Consider the following 21,850-nt stretch of genomic DNA (forward strand, 5'->3'; position numbering starts at 1 on the left):
CCCCACCGGCATCCCCCACTGAGGAGACTCATGTTCGGGCTCAACCGCGCAAAGAGAACCGCCGCCGTCGTCGCGGCGACCGCGGCCACCGCCGCGACCGCGTTGCTCAGCGCCCCCACCGCTGCGGCCGCGCCCCAGCCCATCGTCGGCGGCACGACGACCACGACGACGACGTACCCGTTCATGATGCAGATCACCGACGCCTCGCAGAACCAGTTCTGCGGCGGGACGCTGGTGTCGGCGACCAAGGTGGTCACGGCCGCGCACTGCATGGTCGGCGAGACCACGAGCAGCGTCAGGGTCGTCGGCGGACGCACCTACCTGAACGGCACCAACGGCACGGTCAGCCGGGTCAGCAAGATCTGGATCAACCCGGGCTACACGGACGCGACCAACGGTGACGACGTCGCCGTCCTGACCCTTTCGACGTCGATGCCGTACACCAAGGCGTCCTACGTCTCCTCCTCCCAGACCGGCGTGTACGCGGCCGGCACCACCGCCCGCATCGTCGGCTGGGGCACCACCTCGGAGAACGGCAGCTCCTCCAACCAGCTGCGGACCGCGACCGTCCCGATCGTGTCCGACTCCAGCTGCACGAGCTCCTACGGTTCGGACTTCGTCCAGACCGACATGGTTTGCGCCGGATACAGCTCCGGCGGCGTCGACACCTGCCAGGGCGACAGCGGCGGTCCCCTGCTCATCGGGGGCGTCCTGGCAGGGATCACTTCTTGGGGCGAGGGCTGCGCGGAGGCGGGCTACCCGGGCGTCTACACCCGGCTGACCACCTTCTCGAGCCTGGTGACCGCGCAGGTCACCTCCTGACCCGGCCGGATCGCCGAGGTCGCCCCAGGTGAAGACCGGGGGGCGTTGCGAGCTACCACGAGCAGCCCGCAGCGCCCCCTTTCCACGTCCGGATCCCAGCCCCCTGCCCCGCCCCGCGTCCGCCCCCGGCGGTCGTGACTCCCGCGCCCCGGGCCTTCGTCCGGGGCGCGCTCAGTGGCGTACGACGGTCCCGAAGCGGATGTCGTACGCGGTGCCCGGGTACATCACCCCGAGCATCCGCTCCCCCTCCGCGGTGACCTCGTCCCGCCGCGCCCTGCCGAGCGGGCCGAAAAGCTCGACGACGAGGGCGTCGTCCGTCAGCTTCCACAGCCCGGCGAGGAAGCCGTCGACCAGGAGGGTGCGGTGGGCCTGGTTGCCCTGCCAGCTGCGCCCCCGCAGCTCCTGCGGCACGACGCGGGTGCGGTCGGCGTGGGAGAGGAGCAGGTTGTCGAACTCGGGCAGGAAGCGCGGCGGGGCCGGGGTGCCGGGGTCGGGCCGGGGCGCGTCGGGGAGGTCGAAGAGCTCGACGCCGCGGTCGTCCCGGAAGGTGAGGAGCCGGGAGCGCAGCCGCTCGAAGGCGGCGCCCAGCCGGGTCAGGCCGGCCCAGGTCTGCATGTCCTTGACGGAGGCGGGTCCGAAGGCGGCGAGGTAGCGCAGGACGACGGCCTCGGCCTCCGGAGCCGGCTCGGCGGGCCGGCCGAGCCAGCGCTCGGCGGTGGTGAGCTCGACCTGGCCGCCGCGCCCCCACAGTCCGCGCGGGGTGACCTGGACGAGCGGCAGCCGGCACCGCGCGGCGATGGCGAGGGCCTGCGGGTCGGCGTCGGGCCATGTCACGAGCAGTGCCTCGCGCAGCTGCTTCATCGTGCGCGGGCTCTCCTCGACGAGCTCGCGGGCGAGGACGGCCAGCCGGTCGAGGTCGACACCGGTGAGCCCCGTGCGGAAGTTCGTCAGCTCGCGGTCGCGGGCGGGCTGGACGAAGGGGCGCAGCGTGAGGCAGTCGTCGGCGGTGTGGGTGTGGATGGTCGAGCGCATGGTGACGATCCGGACGATCTCGCGGTCGGCCATCGGCGCCGAGAGCGCGGCGGGGGCGAACCCGTCGAGGCGGGCGGCGAGCGCGTGGTAGGGCGGCTTCACGTTCTGTGCCTGGAGGCCGAGCAGGTGCTCGACGGCCGCGCCGACGGACAGCGGCGAGCGGCTCAGGAGCAGCTGCCGGGCGAGGGTCGCGCGGTTCAGGGCGCGGGTGCCGAGCGGCGGGGCCGTCGTGGCTGTCGTCGTCTTCGTCATGCTCCGCACGCTAGTGGCGCTTGCGGACACCTTCTGTCCGCAACTCTCACCGGATCCCGACCTCGTGAGGCACTCCAGGCCCTTTGCCCCGTATATCCTGCTCCGTGCTCAGGACGAGCAAAGAGAGCGAACAGAGCACACCGGCCGCGCGGAGCGCCCCGATATCGTGGATCACACGAAGCGTACGGATCACGCGCTTCACGTGGATCACGTGGCCGTAGGCTCGACCGGGAGGCAGCCGCGATGCCCGAGCGACGTCCCGCCTCGAACGGGGCCAAGAAGTCCGTCTGGCGCCGCTACCTGCCGCCGTCGGATCCGCACCACGCGCCGCCCGCAGATCGCGCGGACGCCGGCCCCGAGGACTCCGGCCCCGCCGACTCGGCCAGCGTCGTCCAGGCGGCCCTGTACCGCGACGGCGTCCGGGTGTCCTCGCCCGTCTCCCTCGCGGAGACGTTCCGGGAGTTGCGCGAGGAGCCGTCCAACATGGCGTGGATCGGCCTGGCCCGCCCCACGGAGGCCGAACTGCACTCACTGGCCTCGGAGTTCGACCTGCATCCGCTGTCGGTCGAGGACGCGCTCGAAGCACATCAGCGCCCGAAACTGGAGCGCTACGGCGACACGCTGTTCGTCGTGCTGCGCGCCGCCCGCTACCTCGACGCGCCCGAGGAGGTCGACTTCGGCGAACTGCACGTCTTCGTCGGCCCGGACTTCGTCATCACGGTCCGCCACGGCGCGGCCCCGGACCTCTCCGCCGTCCGCCGCCGCATGGAGGAGACGCCGGATCTGCTGAAGCTGGGCCCGGAGGCGGTGCTGTACGCCATCCTCGACGCGGTGGTCGACGGCTACGCCCCCGTCGTGGCCGGGGTCCAGAACGACGTCGACGAGATCGAGACCGAGGTGTTCCGCGGCGACCCCGAGGTCTCCCGCCGCATCTACGAACTCTCCCGCGAGATGGTCGAGTTCCAGCGCGCCACCCGCCCGCTCGTCGGCATGCTGCACGCCCTGATGGCCGGCTTCGCCAAGTACGGCACCGACGAGGAACTCCAGCGCTACCTCCGTGACGTGGCCGACCACGTCACCCACACCAGCGAGCGCGTCGACAGCTTCCGCCAGGCCCTCCAGGACATCCTCACGGTGAACGCGACCCTGGTCACCCAGCAACAGAACGCGGAGATGCGGACGTTGGCGGAGGCGGGCTTCCAGCAGAACGAGGAGATCAAGAAGATCTCGTCCTGGGCCGCGATCCTGTTCGCCCCCACCCTCGTGGGAACGATCTACGGCATGAACTTCGTCCACATGCCGGAGCTGGGCTGGGTGTGGGGATACCCCTTCGCGGTCCTGCTGATGGCGGTCGTCTGCACCAGTCTGTACGTCATCTTCAAGCGCCGGGACTGGCTCTAGGCCCGGTCCCGGGTGAAGCGCCGCCGCGGGGCTCAGACCTCGGCGGCGTCCTCGAAGACGACCCGCGGTGCGGGCCGGGCGGGATCCTGGTCCGGCATCCCCGGCGGGAGCACCGGTGCCAGGGCGCGGAAGACCGCGCGCAGTGCGTGCTCGTCGTAGCCGGCGAGCGTCTCGGTGGCCTGGAGCAGCAGCCCACCGCCGCTCAGCGCGCGCACGGCGTGGAACGCGCCGGTCGCCTCCAGGGCCCGGGCGCCGCCGAGTCGCGCGGCCAACTCGGCGGGGACGCCGGTGACCCAGGAGTATCCGCGCAACAGCGTGCGGGACTCCCTGCGCGACTTGCGCCGAGAGCGTCTCAGGGCCGCCTCCAGGTCGGTGCTCTCCTGGAAGTTGAGGTGGTCCACCCGGGCGAAGGCCGGATCGGCTCCGTCGAGCGCCGTGGCCAGGAAGTCGACGAGGCTCGCGCAGAACCCGGGATCGCCGATCCGCTCCCCGGCCCGCAGCGCCGCGGACAGTTCGAGGTGGCTGCCGCCGCCCGTCTGCATGCCGGCGACGCGGCCGACGTCGTCGACCCAGGCGCCCTCGTTCCCGGACGGCTCGTACAGGCCGGCCGACGCGTAGAACGGCAGCGGCCGCAGCGCGTCGGCGAGCACCCGCCAGTTGGCCCGGACGTCCTGGACCCGGACCTCGCGCCCGCCGCTGACCGACCGCGTCACCAGCGCGTAGGAGTCGCACGGCTCCGTCGTGTCCGCGGGGAAGAGCCGGTCGAGCGCGCTACGGAACCAGCGGACGAGGAGGTCTTCGCGGGACCCGGCGGCCCGCTCGTCCAGCGTGGCCCACAGCGTCACGTCCATGCCGGGTGTCTCGTCGTCCACCGGTCTCTCCTCGCGCGGGTCGCGGCCCATTGTCCCGTATCCACGGGGCGAGGGCCCACCCACGGAACGGCCTCGGCGGTAGCGTCGGCCGGGCGGGGCTCGGCGGACCCCCCGCGCGGTACGGGGAGTGTCTCGCCGAGCAGGTGTACGCGGAGGTGTCCCTACCGCGTCTGCGGCCAGGCGGCCAGGAGAGCGGTGACGGTCGAGCCGACCGTGCGGTGCCAGTAGCCGCTGCGGCGGAGCATCGCGTGGTCGCCGCCCGCCACCAGGTCGGCACGGGCCCGCGCGCCGGCCGCGCGGGCCCGTTGGACGTAGGACACCGACGCGTGCGGGTCGGTGACACGGTCGCGGTCTCCGTGCAGCACGACGACGTCCTTGTCCCGCAGATGCGCGACCGGCTCCCCGTCCGGGCACCAGGGCGCCAGCGTGACCACGCCCCGCACCTGTGGCGCGGCCGCGGCACGCAGCGCCGCGCGGCCGCCCATCGAGTGGCCCACCAGGACGGTGGGCACGTCTCCGAAGCGGTCCGTCAGCTCGGTCAGGGCCCGTCGGGCGTCCTGGAGGGGATCGGCGTCGCGGCCGTTCCAGCCGCGCAGGCGGTAGCGGACCTCGCCGAGGAGAACGGCGTCCGGCGCGGTGGCGGCGACGGCCCGGACGAAGGGCCGCATCCGCAGGGCCGCCAGGTGCCAGGGGCGCGACGGCTCCCGGCTGTCGGCCGTACCGCCGTGCAGAAAGAGCACGGCGGCGCGCGGCGCCGGTGGGACGCGGCGCGTCACCAGCGCGGGCCCGGGGGCGTCCGCCGTTCCCGCCGCGGGTGCGTGCTCGTGCTGCGCCATCCGTGTCCCTCTCCCTCGCTCCGCGTCTTCCCTCGGCCCCCCACCTGCGCGGGGCCGCCGGGTGTCGCCTTCGAAGACTTCGAAGACCTCCCCGAAGACATCGTCGCCCAGACCAATCCCCGGCCTGCGCAGGATCGGATTACGTCCGGAGATGTCCCAGCCGCGGAGGGCGCGCAGTGAGAGAAGCCGTGTACATCGGCAGCAATCCATCGAAAGCACCGGACCTGCAGGAACTGGTGGGCCGGGTGGCGCTCGGTGACGAGCCGGCCTTCGCCTCGGTCTACGACGCCGTCGTCAGTCCGGTGCTGGGTGTGGTGCGCGCGGTCCTGCGCGATCAGGCGCAGTCGGAGGAGGTGACCCAGGAGGTCCTGGTCGAGGTGTGGCGGACCGCTCCCCGGTACCGCTCCGACCGCGGGACGGCCATGAACTGGATCCTCACCCTGGCGCACCGCCGGGCGGTGGACCGGGTGCGCTCGGTGGAGGCCGCGGCCGCCCGGGACCACAAGGCCGCGCTGCTGGAACGGACACCCGAGTACGACGAGGTGACCGAGCAGGTGGAGGCGCGTCTGGAGCGGGAGCAGGTGCGGCGCTGTCTGCGGACGCTGACCGAGATCCAGCGCCAGGCCGTCACCCTCGCCTACTACCGCGGGCTGACCTACCGCCAGGTGGCGGAGGCGTTGGCGCTGCCGCTGGGCACGGTCAAGACCCGGCTGCGGGACGGTCTCATCAGGCTGCGCGACTGCCTGGGGGTGACCGCGTGATCACCGCCGACCTGCACCGGATGACCGGGGCCTACGTCCTGCACGCCCTGTCCGACGACGAGCGCGAGGCGTTCGAGAACCACCTCGCGGACTGCGAGCCCTGCGCGCAGGAGGCCGCCGAACTGGGCGCCACCGCCGCCCGTCTGGGCCTCGCCGTGGCGGTGACCCCGCGCCGGGAGATGCGGGAGCGGGTGCTGCACCGGATCACGACCGTCCGCCAGGAGGCACCCGGCAGTGCCCCGCAGCCGCTCGCCGGCCGTACGGTCCTGCGCACCCGTCTGCTGTCCCGCTGGGCGCTCGCCGCCTGTCTCGCGGCCGCGACCGCGCTCGGCGGCACCACCCTGTGGCAGCACCGGCAGGCGGAGGACGCGCTGAGCCGGGCCCAGCGGGCCGAACAGGGGGCGGAGCAGATCGCCGCCGTGCTGAGCGCGCCCGACGCCGGCACCCGGGCCGCGAAACTGGCCGACGGCGCCACCGGCACCGTGGTCGTCTCGCGCGAACGGGACAAGGCGGTGTTCGTCGTCTCCGGGATGGCGCGTCCGCCCGCCGGGAAGGTCTACCAGTTGTGGTTCGACGACGACGGCACCATGCGCTCCGCCGGCCTGATGGACCCCGGCCGCGGTGACCAGGCCGTCCTGCTGCGGGGCACCGTCGACGGAGCCTCGGGCATGGGCATCACCGTCGAGCCCGCGGGCGGCTCGCAGCAGCCCACCTCCGCCCCGCTCGCCCTGATGAAGTTCCCCGCCTGAGGCGGCTCCGCCGCGTGTTGTTGTCCGGCGAGACGTGGCACGTACCCCTCCCCGCCATAAAGATCATACAAGTTTCACACAAATGCAGGGGGTAAGGGCTTGCTTCCGACTTCCGGGAACCACCCGGATGTTCATCGCACAGCCGCGATAGGGGAGGGAACAGATGGACGGCACGATTGACGGGTTCAGCTACGGACTGGTCACGCCGGTGGTCGCGTTCGTGATGGCATGCCTGGGATCGGCGCTCGGGCTGCGCTGCGTGGTACGGACGGTGCATCACGAACCCGGCTGGAGAGTGGGCTGGCTGGCCCTGGGGGCCGCGTCCCTGGGATGCGGCATCTGGACGATGCACTTCATCGCCATGATCGGCTTCAGCGTCGAGCAGGCACCCATCACCTACGCCGTCACCCCGACGGTGCTCAGTCTCATCGTCGCGATCGTGGTGGTCTCGGCGGGCGTGTTCATCGTCGGCTATCGCGGCGCCGGGACGGCCACGCTCACCGTGGCGGGCGGCATCACCGGGCTGGGGGTGGCGGCCATGCACTATCTCGGCATGGCCGCGATACAGGTCGACGGCGTCGTCTCCTACGACGCGTTCACCGTCGTCCTGTCCGTGATCATCGCCCTCGTCGCCGCCACGGCCGCGCTGTGGGCCGCGGTGTCCGTGCGCGGCTTCCTGGCCTCGCTCGGCGCCAGCCTGGTGATGGGGCTCGCGGTCTCCGGCATGCACTACACCGGCATGGCCGCCGTCAGTGTCCACCTCCACAACAGCTCGGCCACGGCGATCGGCGACCACACCGGCACGTCGCTGCTGCTGCCCATGCTGCTGGGCCCGTTCGTCTTCCTGCTCCTGTCCGGCGTCATCGTCATGTTCGACCCGGTACTGATCCTCGGAAGCAGCGGCCAGGCGAAGGCGGTCACGCCGACGCCCGCGGCGAACTCTGCGCAGCCCGAGCAGCCGGATGCGTTCCGGCGCCAGGACACGGCTCCCTGGTCGGCCGGACGCTGAGACCCGACCGCCACCGGGCGCCATCAGCGGTACGACAGCCGTAGGGCTGCGCCGGCCTCCAGCGGCCGGCGCAGCCCTACGGCAAGATCGATCGTTCGACCCATTCGACGCGTTCGGCCGCCCGGCGCGTTCGCCGTCCCACGGGTCCGAGCCGCCCGGCCGTGGGTGCGTCCGTGTCGCGTCGCGTCAGCGGGAGGGGATCGCGGCCTCGGCCGCCGTCTTGATCCGGGTGCCGAAGGCGTCGGCGTCCTTGCGGACGGCGGCGAGCGCCAGGCCCACGAGGAGCTTGCCCAGCCCGTGGCCCTCCAGGACGTTGAAGATACGGACCCGGGTCCGGCCGTCGCCCAGCGGTGTCAGGTCGTAGCCGCCCTCGCGCGCCGTCACGGTGTTCTTCGACACCTCGGCCCAGCGCAGCTTCACCGGGGCCTCGAATTCGGTGATGCGGAACTCCCTGGCGCTCTTCATCCCGGCGTCCTTGACCGAGCTCCGGAAGATGGTGCCGACGGCGGTCGGGCCGTCCGGCACCCGCTCGATCCTGAGCACCCGGGGGCTGAACTGCGGATCGTTGCGCCCGTCGGCGAGGTAGGCGAACACCTCTTCGACCGGCCGATCGACCTCGACCACTGCTTCGAACTGTCCTGACATGGGCACTCCCGATCGGTCGAGCCGCGACGGCCCGCGCCTTCGATGCGTCATGCGGCACCGCGACCCTACGGGACCTCCGGGCGTCCCGCGAGACGAACGGCCCGACCGCGGGTGAGCACGCCCCGACCCCGCTCGACGGCCCGGCCCGGCTCCGCTCAGAACACCCGGACCGGGATCTCGGCCGGGTCGGTCAGCAGCTCGAAGATCTCCTCGTCCAGCCGGACCAGGGTCACGGAGGCGCCCGCCATGTCGAGCGAGGTGCAGTACTCGCCCACATAGCTGCGCCCGACCTCGATACCTCGCTCGGCCACCCGCTTGTGGGCCACGCCGTACACCAGGTAGAGCTCACCGATCGGGGTCCCGCCGAGGCCGTTGACCATCAGCGCGACGCGGTCCCCGGAGGCGAAGGGCAGGTCGTCCACGACCGCGTCGACGAGCTCGCGCACCATCGCGTCCGCCGGCCGGAGCTTCTCGCGCCTGCGGCCCGGTTCACCGTGGATGCCCACGCCCATCTCGACGGAGTCCTCGGGCAGGTCGAACAGCGGTGAGCCCTTCGCCGGGGGCGTGCAGGCCGTCAGCGCCATGCCCATGGTGCGGGTGACGGAGTTGACCTTCTCCCCGATCCGGTACACCTCGTCCAGGTCCGCGCCCCGCTCGGCGGCCGCGCCGACGGCCTTCATCACGAAGAAGTTGCCGGCCACCCCGCGCCGGCCGACGGTGTACGTCGAGTCCTGTACGGCCACGTCGTCGTCGATGAAGAGCGTCCGCACGCTCACCCCGTCGGCCTGGGACAGCTCCTCGGCCATCTCGAACGCCATCCGGTCCCCGGTGTAGTTGTTGACCAGCAGCAGCACCCCCGGCGGGGAGGCGACCAGTTTGACCGTCTCGTAGACGAAGTCCGCGGGCGGCGCGGCGAACACGTCGCCGGGACAGGCGGCGTCGAGCATCCCCTTGCCGACGCTCATCACATGCGCGGGCTCGTGACCGGAGCCGGAGCCCTGCACGATCGAGACCTTGTTCCGCTGCGGGATGTCGGATCGCATGATCAGGTTGTACTCGGGGACGTACTTCAGCGTCTGGGGGTTGGCCAGGGCCAGTCCCTCCAGCATCTGCGCGACGTAGTCCTTCGGGTCGTTGACGAACTTCTTCATGTCGTGACTCCTCCTGGTGCGGCCGGTCGCGTCAGTCGCGTGCGTCCCACTCGGCGGCGACGCGCTCCGCCATGACCGCGACCGCCACCGCGCCCGGGTCCGGCGAGCCGATGCTGCGCTCCCCGGTGTAGCTCTGACGGCCGCGCCTGGCCTGCATGGATGTCGTCGCGTCGGCCGCCGACCGGGCGGTCGTGGCGGCCAGGGCGGCCAGTTCCGAGGCGCCGGCCGCCGGTTCGGCCGCGGCCAGCCGCCGCTCCAGCGCGTCGGTCATCGGGATCAGCGCGTCCAGCAGCGTCTTGTCGCCGAGGTCGGACCTGCCCCGCGTCTTGATGCCCTCCGCGGCGGCCCGCAGCATGGCCACCGCGTCGGCCGCGTTCAGCTCCGGCCGGTCCTTCACGGCCCCGGCGGCCCGCAGGAAGGCGGTGCCCCACAGCGGCCCCGACGTACCGCCCACCCGCTTGGAGATCACCAGAGCGACCTTCTTCAGGAACTCGGCCGGTTCGTCGCGGGGCAGGTCGTCCCAGTCGGCGAGCACGATCTCGAAACCGCGGGCGAGCGAGTACCCGAAGTCCCCGTCCCCCGCCACGGCGTCGAGGTCGCCGAAGGCCCGTTCGTTGTCCACCGCAGTCCGGGCGATCGTCCGGACGACGAAGGTGAGGTCACCGCCGGGCGACGCCGAGGACGGCACCGACGAGGGCGTGGGCGCTGACATGTCTCTCCTGACTGCCGCGAGGTCAGTGCGGTCGGGGGTCGGCAGGGACGGAGTCCGGGTCGCCGCCGGTGCCGGCGGCGAGCGGACCGGCCAGATCCCCGAGCTCCACATACGGCCCCGGGTGGATTCCGTACGGATCGCTCAGCACCCGGGCGACGGTCTCGTCGGGCGGCGGGTCGCCGAGCGAGGTGACCACCAGGAAGGCGCCGGTGAAATCCTCCTCCGCGGTATAGGCGCTGGTCGTGACCGCGCACGCCAGCCCGGCGCCGAGCGCGGCCAGCATTCCGTTGCGGCTGTCCTCGACGGCGACGACGTCCGCGGGATCCAGACCGAGCCGGTGCACGGCGAAGTCGTAGATGTCCGGGGCCGGCTTCTTGCGCTGGACCACGTCCCCGGCGAAGACCGCGAAGCGGGCGGCCAGTTCGGGCCCCATGGCGAGTTCGAGCACACTGCGCACGGACGCCTCCGCGGAGGTGGAGGCGACCGCGAGTGGCCACCCGGCCGTGTCGGCGGCCTCGGCGACCCGCCGCACGCCGGGCCGGGGCGGGATACGCCCGCCGCTGATGATCCCGGTGTAGATCTCGGTCTTGCGCCGGTGCCAGGCGGCGACCCGCTCGTCGAGTACGGCCGGGTCGGAGGGCAGACCGGCGGCGGCGACGAAGTCAGGGGTCAGCAGCGTCCGCATCCGCTCCTTGCCGCCGCCGACCTTCACCTTCCGCGCGTACTCCGCGTCGCTCCACCGCACCGGCAGACCGAACTCCTCGAACGTCTGGTTGAACGCGGGCAGATGCCCGTCGCGTTCGGTGTCGGCGAGGACGCCGTCACAGTCGAAGACGAGGGCCGGCACGGCTAGGCCCCCCGCCCGGCGCTGCCGAAGAGACGCATCAGGGAACCGGCCAACTCGACGACGTCCTGGCGGACGGCACGGAACAGCGAGGGCGGATCCCACTTCCGCCGTTCCTCAGCCGTCCGCAGGAAGGCCAGGTTCGACTTCATGTACGTCTCCTTGAGCGCCGTCGAGATGTTGACCTTCGCGCACCCCCGGGAGATGAGGTCGCGGAACTGCTCGTCGGACAGCCCGCTGCCGCCGTGCAGCGCGATCGGGACCGGATACGCGGCCACCAGATCGGAGACACGCTGCGCGTCGAGCACCGGCGCCCGCCGGTACGACCCGTGGGCGTTCCCGATCGCCGGCGCGAAGACGTCGACCTGTGTGGTCCGCAGGAACTCCAGCGCGACCGCGAGCTCCTGCCGCTCGGCCGCGGTATCGCTGCCGACGCCGTCCTCCACACCGGTGATCGACTCGATCTCGCCCTCGACCGCGGCGCCGAACGCACGCGCCTGCGCGACCACTTCGACGGTCTGCCGCATGTTCTCCTCCACCGGCAGCTCGGAGGCGTCGAAGAGCACCGAGTTCCATCCCCGGCGCAGGCACTCCGTGATGACCTCGCGCTCCGGGCAGTGATCGAGGTGAAGGGTGACGGGTACCTCGATGCCTGCGGTCATCGACGTCCACATCGCGTAGAGCACGTCGCTGCCGATGGACCTGACGGTCTTCACGGAGGTCTGCACGATCACCGGCGACCTGTTCTCCACCGCGGCCGCGAGGACGGCCTCCAGTGTGAGGTCGTTGAAGACGTTGATGGCCGGTACGGCGTAGCGCTCGGCGAACGGCTCGGCGAGGATCTCGGTCAGCGGTGTCACACCCACGACGCCTCCACGTCTCCGTCCCCGGCCCTTCCATTCCACGCCGCCGCCTCACGCGCCGCCACTTTTGTCCCGGGCGGACCGTGGACCGCCCGGGCCGTCCTCCGTCGTCACCACGGCCCCCGTACGCCCTGCCCTGAGCCGCCCTGTCCCGCCCCGCCGCCACCGCGAGCCGCGCACGGGGTCCCGCGTCGCCCGGACGGCCGGTGCCACCTGTCACCCGAACGGCGCAGCAGGAGTTGCGTCACCCGTACGGCGGACCTGACGTGCGGCGGGTCGCCGCGCCCAGAAGCCTAGGATCCGACACCGGCAGGGGGCGAAGTCCGTGACGCGAAGTTCGCGCCCGGACAGGGGCGGACCCACCTCACGAGTGAAGGAGACGGGATGTCGCACCGTGTCGGCAGAACCCGGTGGCGGCGTTTCGCGGCGATCCTGATCCCCGGCGTCACGGTCTGCGCGGTCCTCGGCATCGCGATGGCCCAGGGGGCGCTGGCCGCGTCGTTCCTCATCTCCGGCTACCGCTTCCAGGTCACCGCGGACACCCTGACCGCTCGTGGAGTCAGCATCTACACCATGGTCGACGTGACCAAGAAGCACGAACTCGTCCCCGTCGTGGTCACCGGCGCCCGGCACGCGACGGTCTCCGGCCTGTGCGAGTCCGCCACGGTCGACCTGCCGGTGGTGGGCACGTACACGGTGACCCTCACCGGCGGCGACGAACAGCCGGCCGAGGCCACGAACCTGTTCATCGACGCCACCTTCGAAGCGGCCGGGCAGGCGAATTTCCAGAACGTCGACATCGGCATCGCGCAGGGGGCGATCACCAAGGGTCCGATCGATCCCGGCGACCGGGACTCACGCTACTTCGACCCCAGCGGCTTCGGGCAGCAGGCCACGTCGGTGACCCTGAAGGACGTCAGCGTGACCACGGTCGCGGTCTCCGCCGCCACGTTCGACATTCCCGACCTGCGTCTGCGGATCGAGCGGGGTCGTCACTCATGTTCCTGACTCCGGCGCGCGCAGCGCTCGTTCAGGGCCCCGTCGCCCCCGCACGGCCACGCGCACGCCACACCGCCGATCAGGACGACACGTGAGCACCAGATTCCGCACCGGACGACCCCTGCCGCGCGTCAGCGTCGCGCCGGCCCGCCACAGGTTCAGGACGTGGCGTGGTGAACGCCCCTTCTGGGCCGGGTTCTTCACCTTCGCGGCGGCCCTGCCCATCCTGTACCTGCCCTACGGGAACCTGGACCTGGGCGGCGTCCCGCTGGTCCTGTCCACCACGTCCGGCGCCGGCTCCCTGATCATCGGAGCTCTGCTCATGACCCTGGGGATCACCCTCTGGTACCACCCCCACCATCGCGTGTTCGCGGGGATCGTCACCCTGCTGCTCGCCGTCGTCTCCTTTCCCGTCGCGAACCTCGGCGGCCTCTTCCTCGGGCTGGCCTCCGGCCTGATCGGCGGCTCCCTGGCCTGCTCCTGGATGCCCGCGGCGGGAGACCCCGTGTTCACGGGCGTTCCGGCGGCGGACGACGACGCCGGTACGGGAGACCGCACAGGTGGCAACTGACGCGGGCTCCGGGCGGCCCCCGGGCCTCCCGGAGCCCGGACCTCGCCCCCTGGGCCGCGTTCCCTCGCCCGGTCTCGTCCCGCGCCGGGTACCGCGGCCCGTCGCCCGCGCGCTGGCCGTGGCCGCCGTACCCCTGGCCCTGCATCTGCCCGCACCCCGGCTGTCGTCCCCGCTCCCCGGCCCCGGCGGCCCCACGGCAGCGGCGAGCGCGCCGACCGCCCCCACGGACACCGCGCCGACGCCACCGAGCGGCACGCCGGTCCCCACGGACACCGCCTCCCGCCCGGCCGGTGCCCCGCCCGCGGTCGTCGGCCCCCGGACCGCGCCGCCGCGGGTCACCCGGACCCCGGCGGGCGCCGCACCGACCGTCACGAGCGCTCCGGCGGCCCCTCCCCCGACGCACCCCGCGAGCGCCACCTGGACCGTGCGCGCCGACCGGCTCGTGCTGCGCGCCCTCACCTTCCAGGGCGTGGTCACCGTGCGCACCGGGACCGGCGCCGCTCGGATGCTGAAGTTCACCGCTCGGTCGGTGGACGCCCTCGACCTCGACGTGAGCGCGGGCCGGGGAAGGACGGCGCTGCGCCTGCGCACCGGGCCCGCGACCACGTCCACGCTCAAAGGGCGGGGCGGCGACGGCGTGGTGACCGTCTACCTGCGCGAACTGGCCGGCGAGGTCACGGCCCTGGACGGCGCCCCGCTCCCGCCGGACCGCACGGTGACCATCACCCCCGACGCCGTACCGTCCTGGCTGTCGGACACGGCCACCCACACCCGCACCATCACCTTCGCGGGCGTCACCGCCTCCCAGCTCACACAATGCGGCGGCGACCTGTCCCTGACCGGTCCGCGGCTCAGTGCCGGGGCCGGGGCCGGGTGACGGTGACCCGGTCGTGGGCGCGCTCGGGCGTGAGGACAGGGCGCGCGGCGCCGTCGTCGCGTACGGCCCTGGCACCGCGTGGTACGGCGGAGGGACCGTCAGCGGGATGAGGCGACGGTCATCGCCCGTCCCCCTCCAGGAGACGGCGCAGGACCCGCTCGTCGTCCGGGCCGAGCCGCGCGACAAAGCGGGCGAGGACCGTCTCGCGGTCGCCGTCGCGGTCGAGCTCCGCGTGCATACGGCGGGCGGTCAGCCCCTGGGGATCCTGGGCCGGGTGATAGGCGAAGCCACGGCCCTCGCGCTCCCTCGCCACGACGCCCTTCTCGTGCAGCCTGGTCAGGATCGTCGTCACGGTCGTACGGGCCAGGCCGGAGTCGAGTGCGAGCCGCACCCGCGACGCGGTGAGCGGCCGGCCGGCGGCCCACAGCACGGCCATGACGGCGGCTTCCAGCTCCCCCGCCGGCCGGCGTTCGTCCTTCGCGTCGCTCATGGGAACGGTCCTCCCCCCTCACCTTCGTCTACAGCCCGGTAGACCGTCTACGGGATCGTAGTCGACGGGCGGTCGTCCACGCCGTCGCGCGTCGGAAGGGGCCCGGGCCGAGCGGCCGCCCTTGTCCGCGCGGCCGTCACACCGCCGAGCGGCGGGCCAGCACCGCCAGGACCAGGAGGCCGGGGGCCATCGGCAGCCAGGCGGTCAGCAGGCGGTAGCCGAAGACCACGGAGACGGCCGCCGCGCCCGGGGCGCCCGCGGCGGTGAGGGAGAGCGCGAGCGTGGCGTCCAGGGAGCCGATCCCGCCGGGTGTGGGCAACAGGGCCGCCGCGCCGCTGGCGACCAGGTACGCCATGACGACCCGGCCCTCGGCCAGCGGCAGGCCGAGGGCGTGGACGACCGCGACGATCACCGTGGCGTGCATCAGCGCGAACGCGAGCGAGCCGCCCCACAGCGCGCACGCCCGCGCCCCGCGCCGGTGCACCTCGCGCACGTCCGCGAGGACCTTGCCGGCCGCCGGCCGCACCCAGGCGCGCAGCCGACGGTTCAGCGCGAGTGCCGCGAGCGCCGCGACGACGCAGCCCGCGACAGGGAGCAGGACGAGAAGGGGCGGGACCCCGGCGGAGAGCCGCAGCGTGCCGGGCGAGGTGAGCAACAGCGCGACGCCGAGGAGGAGCCGTACGATCCCGCCGGCCGCCGCCTTCACCGCGAGCGCGGTCGCCGAGCGGGTGGTGGACAGCCCGCACCGGGTCAGGAAGCGGAGGTTGACGGCGGTCGCGCCGGTACCGGCGGGCAGCAGGTGGTTGGCGGCGGACGCCGCGAACTGGGCGGCGACGAGCCGTCCGCGCGGCAGGCGTTCGGCGACCGCGCCCTGCTGGACGACGGCCGCGCACACCCAGGTCGCGAGGGCGGCCAGGCCCGCCGCCAGGAGCCATTCCCGGTCGGCCGCGGCGAGCCGGTCGGTTCCGGCGTCCAGGGTGTCCCGGTGGGCGACGAGAAGGGCGCAGGCCGCCGCGGCGACGGCGAGGGTGACGCCCAGCTGCCAGTACCGGCGCCGGCTCCGGACCGGGACCTGCTCGGTCGTCGCGGCCATCGTCACCGCCCCCGCCGCGCGGAGGGGGACAAGTACACCGGCAGGGCGCCCGCATGCCCGGCGGGCCAGGAACGGGCGTAGGCGGGTGGCGGGCCGCCGGGCGCGGCGAGGGCGGCGACCGGCGTGGTACGGGCGGCGCGGGCGACCGCCGACGCGGTGGTGGAGGCGTCGCGCCCGACGGCCGGCGCGGAGGCGCACCCGGTGTAGAAGGCGATCGGGGGCGCCTGGTACCCGGTGACCAGGCAGGGCGGCCGGACGCCGAGGAGGCGCAGCGCGGCCGCGGTGCGGGACCAGTCGCGGTGGGCCGCGGTGGTGCGGTGCACGGTGCTCTCCAGAACGGCGTACTGGACGGCCAGATGGCCCGCCAGCCCCAGCGTCACCAGGGTGACGGCGACCCGGCGCCGGGTCCGGTCCCGTGCGGTGACCAGGTGGGTGAGCGCGGCGGCGACGGGGATCGCGAGCAGGGCGTAGACGGGCAGGAGGAAGCGGGGGGCCGCGTAGCCGATGAGGAAGAGGTAGGGGACGGCGGCCGTCGTGGCGCAGGCCAGGGGCAGCAGGGTGGGAGCCGGGCGCCGGGCGCGCAGGGCGACGGCCACGGCGAGGACGGCGAGCGGCGGCAGGACGAACCACCAGGCCGTCACCGCCGGGCCGGGCATCGAGCCGGTGCAGGGGCGGCACAGGACGCGCCCGCCCAGGCTGCGCAGTTGGTCGGCGACGGCGAGGTGGCCGCCGAGGCCGCCCTGGAGGCGGGAGGCGTCGGACAGCCGCTGGGCGAGGCCGCCGTAGCCGAGGTAGGCCTCGACCACCCACTCCCCCGCCCCGGCGACCAGACCGGCGAGCAGGGCGGCGAGCAGCACCGGGGGACGCCCCCGACGCGGGCGCGGCCCCCGCCACAGCCACAGGCACCGCGCGAGCAGCGGCAGCACCACGTAGACGGCGTCCATGGGGCGCATCCACGCCATCAGGGCCGCGCCCGCGAGTACGCCCCCTACGGCCGCCCGGCCGTGCGCGGCGGCGCCGCGCCCGCCCCCGGCCCGCAGGAAGCAGCCGACGCAGAGGAGGGCGCCGATCGCGACCCAGTAGTTGGGCATGGCCTGCGGGCCGTAGAAGAGCGTGACCCACAGCGAGGCGAACAGGGCGCCGCCGAGGGCGAGTACGCGGGTGGGGAACAGCCCGCGCCAGACCCGCAGGGCCAGGAAGAGGGCGAGCCCGGAGAGCACGGCGAGGAAGACGCGCAGCAGCGGGGTGGACGCCGACCAGGCGGCGATCGGTGCGACCAGCAGAGGGACGCCACGGGCGCGGGGGGCGCTGAAGAAGGCGGCGGGTGCGTGGCCGCTGACCTGGCTGACGTACACCGTCTCGTCCCAGCCGAGGCCCATGCCCGGGCGCACGAGGACCAGTTGGGCGAGGGTGAAGGCGGCCGCGACCGCGCCGAGCCACACGTCGTCGCGCCCCCGCCGCGGCCCGACTGCGGCCCGCCGGCGCGCGACAGCGGGCCGCCACGGTACGACGGCCGCTCCCCACGGTGTGGCGGCCGCCCCCGGAGGCGGGCCGGGGCGCCACAGCGCGTCCCGGGTGGCGTGCGTGCTGCCGGCCATCGTTCACCCCTTGCCCCTGCGCGGTGTAGGGCGAAGGCGCGAGCGGTTGTCGTCCCTACCCGGAGTACGGTGTCCGACCGGGACGGCACCGGCCCACTCGGGAGACCCGAACGGCCCAACGCGGACCGGCTGAAGGGTGAACCCGGGCACAGCGGCGGCCGGAACCGCCGTGCGCCCGCCCGGGCCGGCATGACGCCATCGGCGTCCGTGCCCGCGTGTACGTGTGCGTGCAGGCGGGTGGCGGTGGCGGTGTCACCGCGCGGCGAGCTCCTGGTACATCGCGTCCACGTCGCCGGACAGCTGCGCCTTGACCCAGCGGGTGAGGTCGTCGGCCAGCACCTCGTGCGCTCCCGCCTCGACGCCGTCGAGGGCGGCGACGGCGATGTCGCGGGGGCTGCTCTTGGGCGCGTCGATGCCCTCCGTCATGTCGGTGTCGACATAGCCCATGTGCAGCCCGGTGACGTCGATGCCCCGCGGCCGCAGCTCCAGGCGCAGGGAATTGGTCTGCGACCACATGGCCGCCTTGGTGGCGCCGTAGGTGGTGTTGTTGGCGATCCAGGACAGCACGGAGTGGACGTTCAGGACATGGCCGCCGCCGTTGCGCTCGATGACCGGCACGAAGGCGCGGGTCAGCAGCAGCGGACCGTAGAAGTTGATCTCGAACTCACGGCGCACGTCGTCGAGCGGCGAGTCGAGGTAGCGGGTGCCGGCCGCGACGCCCGCGTTGTTGATCAGCACGGTGACGTCCTGGGCCGCCGCGGCGGCGGCCGCGACGGAGGCGGGGTCCGTCACCTCCAGGGCCAGCGGGACGGCGTCGGGGTGGGTCACGGTGCGCGGGTCACGGGCGGTGGCGTAGACCGTGCGGGCGCCACGGGCGTACAGCTCCTCCACCAGGGCCCGGCCGATGCCGCGGCTGCCGCCGGTGACGAGGACCGAAGCGTCCTTGAGCGTGGTCATATGAGCCTCCGAGAAATGGAAAACGATCGGTTTCCAGCATCGTAAACCGATCGGTTTCCGATGTCCATCCTGAGCATCTAAGTGACCGGCTCATGACAATCCCGCGCTCTCGACGCGGTCCCGGGAGTGACCCCGAAGGCGGATCCGGAGGCGGATCCGGAGGTGGATCCGGAGGTGGCGGCGAAAGCGGCGGCGAAGGTGGTGGCGAAACAGGCGGATGCGGCGCTCGACGCCCGACAAGGCGCTATAAATGCCGTGTATACCTCTTATGTATAGTCACGGCATGCCTTCGCTGACCCAGAAGATGAAAAAAACCGGCGCCGGGTTGCGTGCCGTCACCGTCGCGGTGGCGGCCGCTTCCCTGGCACTGGCTCTGACCGGGTGCACCCGGCTCGAGACCACGGCGCCGAGCGCCGCCCGCGCCCACCCCACCGCCCAGGCCCGCTACGGGACCGTCGACTGCCGTGAGGCCAAGTGCATCGCGCTCACCTTCGACGCCGGACCGAGCGAGAACTCCGCCCGGCTGCTGGACATCCTGAAGGAGAAGAAGGTTCCGGCGACCTTCTTCCTGCTCGGCAAGCGCCACATCGAGAAGTACCCGGAGCTCGTCGAGCGCATGGCCGACGAGGGACACGAGGTGGCCAGCCACACCTGGGACCACAAGATCCTCACCCAGCTGAAGCCGGACGAGATACGCGAGGAACTGGAGCGGCCCAACAAGGAGATAGAGCGCCTCACCGGCCACCGGCCGACGCTGATGCGCCCGCCCCAGGGCCGCACCGACGACACCGTGCACGACATCTGCCGCGAACTCGGCATGTCGGAGGTGCTGTGGAGCGTGACCGCCAAGGACTACACGACGACCGACTCCGCGCTGATACGCAAGCGCGTCCTGGCCCAGGCCTCCCGGGACGGGATCATCCTGCTGCACGACATCTACCAGGGGACCGTGCCCGCGGTACCGGGGATCATCGACGCGCTCAAGGAGCGGGGGTACGTCTTCGTGACCGTGCCGCAGCTGCTGGCGCCGGGCACGGCCGAACCCGGGAAGGTGTACCGGCCCTGAGGCGGCGCGGGGGCGCCTCAGAAGACGACCGTCCAGCCCTCCCGCCCGGCCTGCTCGGCGGTGTAGGAGACGCCGTGCACCTTCAGGCCTGCCGCGTCGAGCAGGGTGATCTCGCCGCCGCGGTTGCCCAGCCGGGCGCCGTCGGCCAGGTCCACCCGCAGGACCGCGCCGGGGGCGAGCGCGCCGGGCGGCACCGCGGAACCCCGCCCGATCCGGTCGACGATCCGCCAGCCGGTGAGATCGACCGGGCCGGGCGAGGCGTTGAGCAGGGTCACGTTCTCCGCCTCCGGGGCGGGCCCGCGCGGGTCGACCAGCGCCGCCACCACCCGGACCGGCTGTCCGCCCGGCTCGCCGCGCGAGCCGTCGACGTCGTCGAGCGCGTGGCCGGTCGCGTCGTCGGTGTGCCAGGACTGGCTCTGGAAGGCGAGGAAGACACCCACCCAGCGCGACGGGTCCGGGAAGTGCAGGAGCAGTCCGCCGTCCTGCCAGACCCCGTCGTCGCCGCGGAAGCGCCGGCTGTTGCCCTGGTTCATGTGGATGTCGTGGACGCCGTTGCCCGGCAGGAAGCCGAACACCTTGTCCTCGACTCCGGCTTCGGGTCCCCAGCGCTCGCCGAACACGTACAGGCGGGCGTCCGGGTCGGCGACAGCGCGCCGCACCTGGCGGTCGAGGAGGTCGGCGAGGTCGTTGTCGGGGCCCGTGACGTCCGGAGGCAGCGTCCGCATCAGCGCCGGGTCGAAGAGGTTGCCGCGCACGAAGTCGAGGTGGGGGCCGCCCGGGCCGGACGGCAGGGTGTTCCAGCCGCTCGGCAGACCGGCCAGGCGGTCGGTGACCGGATGCCGGAAGTCGTCGGCGGCCAGGTAGAGCAGCTCCGGGGGCCGCTCCTGCGAGAGCACGTTGACCGACGCGCGGTAGTGCGTGCCGGCCTCGTCCGTGAGGTGGATCTGATAGTGCGGTGAGTCGACGGCACCCTCGCGCCGGGTGTCGACGGCCCGCGCGACCAGTACTCCGTAGGTCTTCAACGGCATGACGACCAACTCCCCCTGGAGACGGGCGGATCGCCCACCCGTGGGGGAAAGGGTAGGCCGCCGGGCGGGGCCGGGTCCGTCCATCCGGCGCATCGCCCGCACTGTTCCTGTGTACGTCTCCTTGTCGACACCGTACTGGGCGAAACGGGTGACTCGGGGACGAACCCGCGGGCGGCCCGGATCGCTTGCCTACGATCGTCCCGTGGTCAACTTCGAGCTCGAACGCACGGCACCGCTCCCCCTCGACGAGGCGTGGCGCCGGCTCACGGAGTGGCCCCGGCATGGCGACGTGGTCCCCCTGACCCGAGTCACCGTGGTCACACCCCCGCCCACCCACGAGGGCACCCTCATCGTGGCGCGTACGGGCATCGGCCCGCTCTCCTTCGCCGACCGGATGGAGGTCACCCGCTGGCAGCCGCCGGACGGTGACGAGCCGGGCCGGTGCCGGCTGGAGAAGCGGGGCCGGCTCGTCCTGGGCTGGGCCGAGATCGAGGTGCGGCCGGGGCCGGGCGGGCGGGCCCGCGTGGTCTGGCGCGAGGAGGTGCGGGTACGCCCGCTGCCGTCGCTCTTCGACCCGCTGCTGCACGCGGCGGCGCGCTCGGTCTTCGGGCGGGCGGTCAACCGCCTGTTGCGGCAGCCGTGACGCCGGAGTCCCGGCTCCGCTGGGAGGCGCACTTCGCGGCGGGGCGCGGCTTCCACCGCGCCGACGCGCGGGAGATCGGGCTGCTCGCCCAGGCCGTCCCGCCGGGCCCGGACGCCCGGGCCCTGGACGTCGGCTGCGGCCTGGGCGGTTACGCCGCCGCTCTCGCCGCTCTGGGCTTTCGCACCCTCGCCGTCGACGCGACGGACTCGGCGGTGGCGGCGACGCGTGACCGGTACGAGGGCCTCGTACCGCGTCTGGAGGCGTGCCGCCTGGACTTCGAGGACGGCGCCGAGGTCGCGGACCGGCTGCCGCCGCGCTCCTTCGACCTGGTGACGACCCGGCTGGTGCTGCCGTTCCTCGCGGACCGGCAGGCGGCCGCGGAGCGGGTGCGCGCACTGCTGTCGCCGGGCGGGGCCTGGGTGGTGACCACCGAGCTGACGGACCGTCTGCCCGAGGAGCGGCGGCGCATCGGACTGACCCCGGTCGACGTCGGCACGCTCGTCGGCGACTGGCGGCACGGCCACTGGTACGACCTGCGGCCGGGCGGGCTGCGCTGCTTCGTCCTGCGCGGCTGAAACC

At 73.3% G+C, this 21,850-nt stretch carries 24 protein-coding genes; 11 read left to right on the forward strand and 13 right to left on the reverse strand.

Features of this window, described 5'->3' with window-relative positions:
- Nucleotides 1–30: 30 nt before the first annotated feature.
- On the forward strand, nucleotides 31–822 hold the full coding sequence (locus ACWCQK_RS03240; RefSeq protein ID WP_451151289.1) for a S1 family peptidase: 792 nt from the start codon (nucleotides 31–33) through the stop codon (nucleotides 820–822).
- A gap of 171 nt (nucleotides 823–993) precedes the next feature.
- On the opposite strand, the gene ACWCQK_RS03245 is transcribed toward ACWCQK_RS03240, so the two are convergent.
- On the reverse strand, nucleotides 994–2,106 hold the full coding sequence (locus tag ACWCQK_RS03245) for a winged helix DNA-binding domain-containing protein (protein WP_451151291.1): 1,113 nt from the start codon (nucleotides 2,104–2,106) through the stop codon (nucleotides 994–996).
- Between the two features lie 243 nt (nucleotides 2,107–2,349).
- Here ACWCQK_RS03245 and ACWCQK_RS03250 point away from each other — a divergent pair, with 243 nt between their 5' ends.
- The gene (locus ACWCQK_RS03250; RefSeq protein WP_451151293.1) at nucleotides 2,350–3,507 is read left to right on the forward strand and encodes a magnesium and cobalt transport protein CorA; all 1,158 of its coding nucleotides are present in this window, start codon (nucleotides 2,350–2,352) and stop codon (nucleotides 3,505–3,507) included.
- Between the two features lie 32 nt (nucleotides 3,508–3,539).
- Here ACWCQK_RS03250 and ACWCQK_RS03255 read toward each other — a convergent pair whose 3' ends face one another.
- Complete coding sequence (locus ACWCQK_RS03255) at nucleotides 3,540–4,379, reverse strand: hypothetical protein (protein ID WP_451151295.1); 840 nt, start codon at nucleotides 4,377–4,379, stop codon at nucleotides 3,540–3,542.
- A gap of 161 nt (nucleotides 4,380–4,540) precedes the next feature.
- Nucleotides 4,541–5,215 (reverse strand): alpha/beta hydrolase, encoded by a 675-nt coding sequence (locus tag ACWCQK_RS03260; protein WP_451151297.1) that lies wholly within the window; start codon nucleotides 5,213–5,215, stop codon nucleotides 4,541–4,543.
- A gap of 176 nt (nucleotides 5,216–5,391) precedes the next feature.
- Between ACWCQK_RS03260 and ACWCQK_RS03265 the strand changes: the two genes are divergently transcribed.
- The 3 genes from ACWCQK_RS03265 (at nucleotide 5,392) to ACWCQK_RS03275 (ending at nucleotide 7,734) form a co-directional block, all read left to right on the forward strand.
- The gene (locus ACWCQK_RS03265; RefSeq protein WP_451151299.1) at nucleotides 5,392–5,976 is read left to right on the forward strand and encodes a sigma-70 family RNA polymerase sigma factor; all 585 of its coding nucleotides are present in this window, start codon (nucleotides 5,392–5,394) and stop codon (nucleotides 5,974–5,976) included.
- Nucleotides 5,973–6,725, forward strand: coding sequence for an anti-sigma factor (locus ACWCQK_RS03270; RefSeq protein WP_451151301.1), 753 nt, complete (start codon nucleotides 5,973–5,975; stop codon nucleotides 6,723–6,725). Before ACWCQK_RS03265 ends, ACWCQK_RS03270 begins: the two co-directional genes overlap by 4 nt.
- A gap of 163 nt (nucleotides 6,726–6,888) precedes the next feature.
- Nucleotides 6,889–7,734 carry an MHYT domain-containing protein gene (locus ACWCQK_RS03275; protein ID WP_451151303.1) on the forward strand — a complete coding sequence of 282 codons (846 nt, stop codon included), beginning with the start codon at nucleotides 6,889–6,891 and terminating at the stop codon, nucleotides 7,732–7,734.
- A 186-nt stretch (nucleotides 7,735–7,920) separates the two neighbouring features.
- Here the strand turns inward: ACWCQK_RS03275 and ACWCQK_RS03280 are convergent, their stop codons facing one another.
- From ACWCQK_RS03280 to ACWCQK_RS03300, 5 genes are all read right to left on the reverse strand, one after another.
- Nucleotides 7,921–8,379 (reverse strand): SRPBCC family protein, encoded by a 459-nt coding sequence (locus tag ACWCQK_RS03280; RefSeq protein ID WP_451151305.1) that lies wholly within the window; start codon nucleotides 8,377–8,379, stop codon nucleotides 7,921–7,923.
- 155 nt (nucleotides 8,380–8,534) lie between these two features.
- On the reverse strand, nucleotides 8,535–9,530 hold the full coding sequence (gene dhaK, locus ACWCQK_RS03285) for a dihydroxyacetone kinase subunit DhaK (RefSeq protein ID WP_451151307.1): 996 nt from the start codon (nucleotides 9,528–9,530) through the stop codon (nucleotides 8,535–8,537).
- Nucleotides 9,531–9,561: 31 nt separating this feature from the next.
- Nucleotides 9,562–10,242: a dihydroxyacetone kinase subunit DhaL gene (gene dhaL / locus ACWCQK_RS03290; protein ID WP_451151309.1), complete on the reverse strand. Its 681-nt coding sequence runs from the start codon at nucleotides 10,240–10,242 to the stop codon at nucleotides 9,562–9,564.
- A gap of 22 nt (nucleotides 10,243–10,264) precedes the next feature.
- The gene (locus ACWCQK_RS03295; RefSeq protein WP_451151311.1) at nucleotides 10,265–11,089 is read right to left on the reverse strand and encodes an HAD-IA family hydrolase; all 825 of its coding nucleotides are present in this window, start codon (nucleotides 11,087–11,089) and stop codon (nucleotides 10,265–10,267) included.
- A gap of 2 nt (nucleotides 11,090–11,091) precedes the next feature.
- Nucleotides 11,092–11,952: a class II fructose-bisphosphate aldolase gene (locus tag ACWCQK_RS03300; RefSeq protein WP_451151313.1), complete on the reverse strand. Its 861-nt coding sequence runs from the start codon at nucleotides 11,950–11,952 to the stop codon at nucleotides 11,092–11,094.
- Nucleotides 11,953–12,333: 381 nt separating this feature from the next.
- On the opposite strand from ACWCQK_RS03300, the gene ACWCQK_RS03305 reads away from it, so the two are divergent.
- The 3 genes from ACWCQK_RS03305 (at nucleotide 12,334) to ACWCQK_RS03315 (ending at nucleotide 14,396) form a co-directional block, all read left to right on the forward strand.
- Entirely contained in the window at nucleotides 12,334–12,957 is a 624-nt protein-coding gene (locus ACWCQK_RS03305; RefSeq protein WP_451151315.1) for a DUF6230 family protein, read from the forward strand.
- Between the two features lie 82 nt (nucleotides 12,958–13,039).
- Nucleotides 13,040–13,519 (forward strand): DUF6114 domain-containing protein, encoded by a 480-nt coding sequence (locus ACWCQK_RS03310; protein ID WP_451151317.1) that lies wholly within the window; start codon nucleotides 13,040–13,042, stop codon nucleotides 13,517–13,519.
- Entirely contained in the window at nucleotides 13,509–14,396 is an 888-nt protein-coding gene (locus ACWCQK_RS03315; RefSeq protein ID WP_451151319.1) for a hypothetical protein, read from the forward strand. The genes ACWCQK_RS03310 and ACWCQK_RS03315 overlap by 11 nt, the downstream gene beginning before the upstream one ends.
- Before the next feature lie 118 nt (nucleotides 14,397–14,514).
- Here ACWCQK_RS03315 and ACWCQK_RS03320 read toward each other — a convergent pair whose 3' ends face one another.
- The 4 genes from ACWCQK_RS03320 to ACWCQK_RS03335 all read right to left on the reverse strand — a co-directional run bounded on the left by ACWCQK_RS03320 (nucleotide 14,515) and on the right by ACWCQK_RS03335 (nucleotide 18,534).
- Nucleotides 14,515–14,886, reverse strand: a complete 372-nt coding sequence (locus ACWCQK_RS03320; protein ID WP_451151320.1) for a BlaI/MecI/CopY family transcriptional regulator — start codon at nucleotides 14,884–14,886, stop codon at nucleotides 14,515–14,517.
- 136 nt (nucleotides 14,887–15,022) lie between these two features.
- On the reverse strand, nucleotides 15,023–15,979 hold the full coding sequence (locus ACWCQK_RS03325; protein ID WP_451151322.1) for a lysylphosphatidylglycerol synthase transmembrane domain-containing protein: 957 nt from the start codon (nucleotides 15,977–15,979) through the stop codon (nucleotides 15,023–15,025).
- 2 nt (nucleotides 15,980–15,981) lie between these two features.
- On the reverse strand, nucleotides 15,982–17,577 hold the full coding sequence (locus tag ACWCQK_RS03330) for a hypothetical protein (RefSeq protein ID WP_451151324.1): 1,596 nt from the start codon (nucleotides 17,575–17,577) through the stop codon (nucleotides 15,982–15,984).
- Between the two features lie 252 nt (nucleotides 17,578–17,829).
- Nucleotides 17,830–18,534 (reverse strand): SDR family oxidoreductase, encoded by a 705-nt coding sequence (locus tag ACWCQK_RS03335; protein WP_451151326.1) that lies wholly within the window; start codon nucleotides 18,532–18,534, stop codon nucleotides 17,830–17,832.
- Nucleotides 18,535–18,838: 304 nt separating this feature from the next.
- Between ACWCQK_RS03335 and ACWCQK_RS03340 the strand changes: the two genes are divergently transcribed.
- A complete protein-coding gene (locus ACWCQK_RS03340) occupies nucleotides 18,839–19,600 on the forward strand; it encodes a polysaccharide deacetylase family protein (RefSeq protein WP_451151794.1) in 762 nt (253 codons plus the stop codon).
- A 17-nt stretch (nucleotides 19,601–19,617) separates the two neighbouring features.
- Here the strand turns inward: ACWCQK_RS03340 and ACWCQK_RS03345 are convergent, their stop codons facing one another.
- Nucleotides 19,618–20,628 carry a DUF2278 family protein gene (locus tag ACWCQK_RS03345; protein ID WP_451151328.1) on the reverse strand — a complete coding sequence of 337 codons (1,011 nt, stop codon included), beginning with the start codon at nucleotides 20,626–20,628 and terminating at the stop codon, nucleotides 19,618–19,620.
- A gap of 202 nt (nucleotides 20,629–20,830) precedes the next feature.
- Here ACWCQK_RS03345 and ACWCQK_RS03350 point away from each other — a divergent pair, with 202 nt between their 5' ends.
- Both ACWCQK_RS03350 and ACWCQK_RS03355 read left to right on the forward strand, forming a co-directional pair.
- Nucleotides 20,831–21,271 (forward strand): SRPBCC family protein, encoded by a 441-nt coding sequence (locus ACWCQK_RS03350; RefSeq protein ID WP_451151330.1) that lies wholly within the window; start codon nucleotides 20,831–20,833, stop codon nucleotides 21,269–21,271.
- Nucleotides 21,268–21,846, forward strand: coding sequence for a class I SAM-dependent methyltransferase (locus ACWCQK_RS03355; RefSeq protein ID WP_451151332.1), 579 nt, complete (start codon nucleotides 21,268–21,270; stop codon nucleotides 21,844–21,846). The genes ACWCQK_RS03350 and ACWCQK_RS03355 overlap by 4 nt, the downstream gene beginning before the upstream one ends.
- Nucleotides 21,847–21,850 lie beyond the last annotated feature (4 nt).

It is taken from the genome of Streptomyces sp. NPDC002306 (assembly GCF_053593435.1).